This window comes from Streptomyces sp. NPDC059455 (assembly GCF_042750115.1).
In the GTDB taxonomy this organism is placed as follows: Bacteria; Actinomycetota; Actinomycetes; order Streptomycetales; family Streptomycetaceae; genus Streptomyces; species Streptomyces endocoffeicus.
This window is the reverse complement of record NZ_JBHYVB010000431.1, coordinates 1-3,280: the sequence shown is the minus strand read 5'-3', so window position 1 is coordinate 3,280 and position 3,280 is coordinate 1. Positions and strand designations below refer to the sequence as shown.

General features: G+C 73.0%; 3 protein-coding genes. 2 read left to right on the top strand and 1 reads right to left on the bottom strand.

The genetic code is table 11. From position 1 onward, the window contains the following. The first annotated feature begins 214 nt into the window (after positions 1 to 214). Positions 215 to 1,645, top strand: a complete 1,431-nt coding sequence (locus ACFXB5_RS53210) for a DUF3616 domain-containing protein (protein WP_385223220.1) — start codon at positions 215 to 217, stop codon at positions 1,643 to 1,645. A gap of 61 nt (positions 1,646 to 1,706) precedes the next feature. Here the strand turns inward: ACFXB5_RS53210 and ACFXB5_RS53205 are convergent, their stop codons facing one another. Next, the gene (locus tag ACFXB5_RS53205; RefSeq protein WP_385223218.1) at positions 1,707 to 2,495 is read right to left on the bottom strand and encodes a hydrolase; all 789 of its coding nucleotides are present in this window, start codon (positions 2,493 to 2,495) and stop codon (positions 1,707 to 1,709) included. Between the two features lie 297 nt (positions 2,496 to 2,792). Between ACFXB5_RS53205 and ACFXB5_RS53200 the strand changes: the two genes are divergently transcribed. Continuing rightward, a complete protein-coding gene (locus ACFXB5_RS53200; RefSeq protein ID WP_201847472.1) occupies positions 2,793 to 3,200 on the top strand; it encodes a RidA family protein in 408 nt (135 codons plus the stop codon). Positions 3,201 to 3,280: the final 80 nt, after the last annotated feature.

The following is a 3,280-nucleotide window of genomic DNA, read 5'->3' as shown; positions in this document are numbered from 1 at the left end:
GGGGCGCGGGCGTCGGCGGGGGGGGGGGGGCGGGGGGGGGGGGCCGGGGGGCGGGGGCCGGGGGCGGGGGCCGGGGGCCGGGGCCGCGGGAGTCCACGGGCCGTGAGCGGTTCGTGTTCGATGATCGTTCATGCTCACGCCATGTAGATGATCCATCGTCAGGGCGGTGTGCCGGTCCGCCGACCGGCCCCGCAGCCGACGAAGGGTACTCACGATGGTCCCGTCCCATGCCGCTCCCCCGCGCCGTACCCGCCGGGTCCTCCCCGCCGCCGCGCTGGCGCTCGTGGCCGGAGCCGTGACGCTGTCCGCGCTCCCGGGCTCCGCGGTGGCCGGGAGCACGGGCTACGGCACGCCGACCATCAAGCTCACCGCCGCGTACCTGTCCGGCGCCGTCGGCGCCACCGGCGACCCGACGGCGACCGTGAAGGTCGGCCAGAGCGGCGCCGAAGCGGGCGCGCTCACCGTGTCCGCCACCGCCACCACCCGCGGCTCGGTCGCCCAGGCCGGGGACGTCACGGTGACCGGCACCGGCGCCACCCGCGAAGTGGCCGTACGGGCACGCGGCAAGGGCTACACCGACCTCACCCTCAAGGTGACCGGCCTCGGTGGCAAGAGCGCCACCACCACCCTGCACTACGCGGCCTCCGGCGCCGTGCGGAACGCCGCCGACACCCGCTACCTGACCGGCTCCAGCGACTCCTCCGCCGCCGTGGACGTCGGCGGCGGCTACATGGTCGTCGCCGACGACGAGTCCAACGTCCTGCGCCTGTACCGGCGCGACGCGTCCGGCGCGCCGGTGCGCACCTGGGACGTCGGCTCCGACCTGAACGTCGACAAGGAGATCGACATCGAGGGCGGGGCCCGCGTCGGCGACACCATCTACTGGACCGGCTCGCTGGGCAACGACAAGGACGGTGAGCCGAAGGAGGACCGCTTCACCCTCTTCACCACCACCGTCTCCGGTTCGGGCGCCGACACCGACCTCGAGGTCGACGGCTCGTACCAGGGCCTGCGCGACGACCTGGTGGACTGGGACAAGGCCAACGGCGACCGGCTCGGCTTCGCCAAGGGCACCGCGGACGGCCAGGTGCCCAAGCAGATCGACGGATTCAACGTCGAGGGCCTGGAGTTCGCGCCCGGCTCGGGATCCACCGCGTACATCGGCTTCCGGGCGCCGCTGGTGCCGCCCGCCGACGGCGGCAAGGCGCTGCTGGTCCCGGTCACCAACGCCGACGAACTGGCCCGGTCCGTGGGCGACAAGGACACCCACGCCACCTTCGGCGACCCGATCACCCTCGACCTCGGTGGCCTGAGCGTCCGCGACATCCGCCGCAACGACAAGGGCCAGTACCTGATCGTGGCCGGTTCCTGGGCGGCCGAGGACAACAGCGCCCCGTACGCGCTCTACTCCTGGGACGGCGTCGCCGGACACCAGCCGGTCAAGCGGCTCGACCTGCCGACGGCCGACCCGGGCGGCTGGGAGATCGTGGTGGACGTGCCCGACCTCGCGGCGCCCGGCGCCCGCGCCCAGGTCATCACCGACGGGGGCTCGGCCGACCTGTACGGGGACGGCACCGAGGCCAAGGACCTGGAGCACGAGGAGTGGAAGAAGTCCCGGTCGGTCAGCTTCCCTCTGAACCCCTGAACCCCTGAACCCCTCAGCCGATGGGTCCGGCGGGAGCCCGGACACGGTTTCCGACGGCTGGTCAGCAGCCGATACGGGAGGTGCCGACGGCCACGTCGTCGTACCAGAGGGTGTCGTCGCCCTCGCCGTAACTCTCCCAGCCCAGCCGCAGATCGGCCGGGGCGGGCCGCCACCCGCCCCGGTTCAGCCACTGCTGGTCGACGTCCTGGGTCGGGGTGCCGTCGACCACCAGGCCGGTGACGAGCCCGCCGTTCACCCAGGTGTCCAGACGGCCCGCGGTGCGGTCGAGCCGGAACTCCAGACAGGTCCAGGTGTTGACGGGCAGCGGGGTACTGAGCGCGACGCCCGCCGGGCTCTGGGCGGGGAGGGTGGCGTCGTCCGACTCGCGGTTCCACTGGAGCGCCTTGTTCTGGCCGCCCATGCGGAGGTCCTTGCCGTTGTCGTTGGTGTCGCGCAGGGCGGCGAACGTGACGTGCTGGGCGGGCAGCGCGGTGGTGTGGCGGATCCAGAAGCGGGTGTAGAGGTCGCCGCCGGACGGCAGGCCGGACAGCGAGGTGCCGGCGAAGGCGTGGTTGCAGTACCCCGCCTTGCCGGTGATCCGCACCGACTTGGTGCCGCCGTGCGCCATCGTGGTGTCCACGGTGGCGGTGCCGGTGCCCGAGCAGTTGGCGACGGCCGTGGTCCAGCGGCCCGCGGGGGTGGTCCCGGTCTGGGACTCGAAGTCCTCGCAGAAGCCGTTGGCGGCACAGGCAGCCGGTTGCGCCGAGGCCCGTGGCGCGGCCGGGGCGGCCAGCGCCACCGCCACGGCCACCGCGGCGACGGCCAGGGCGCGGTGTGGTGTGGGGGTCATGGGAGATCCTTCGGCTGGTCGGGAGGATCGGGAGCGCCTGGAGCTTGGGAGCGCTCCCACGCATCCCTCGCACTGTAGCCCGTACATGACAAACCCGGAAGGCCGGACGTCCGCGCGACCGGTGCGCGAGCCGCTTGACCTCGTCGGTCACCAAAAGGTTCCCCGGTCACCGAAAAGTGCGCTCTTCCACGTCAGAGGCCACTCTCTTACGGTTTCCGAGTAACCACCAGAGAGCGCGGACTCTTGGATTCCGTGGCAGCGAGCCCGTGGGCTCCCCTGACGAGAAGGCAGGCAAGCATGGCCATCACCCTGGTAAACCCCAGCGGACTGCCGGAGATCGACGTGTACCGACAGGTGTCGATCGCGACCGGGTCGAGGCTGATCCACATCGCCGGGCAGGTGGCCTGGGACGCCGATGGGGTCACGGTCGGCGAAGGCGATCTCGCCGCTCAGGTCGAGCGGTGCTACCTCAACATCGCCACCGCCCTGGCCGAGGTCGGTGGGTCCTTCGACGATGTGGCGAAGCTGACCGTCTACGTCGTCGACTGGACTCCCGACAAGATGCCCCGGTTCCTGGAGGGGGCCGCTCGGGCGGCGGCGAAGCTGGGGGTCACCCCGGTCCCGCCGGGCACACTGCTGGGCGTCGCGGCGCTGGACGTGCCCGAGCATCTGGTTGAGATCGAGGCCACCGCGGTCCTCGACTGAGCGTGGCCGCGGGGGGGGGGGGGCGGGCGCGGGGGGCCCCGCCCGCCGCCAGGGGGGGGGGCGCGGGGGGGGGGGGCGCC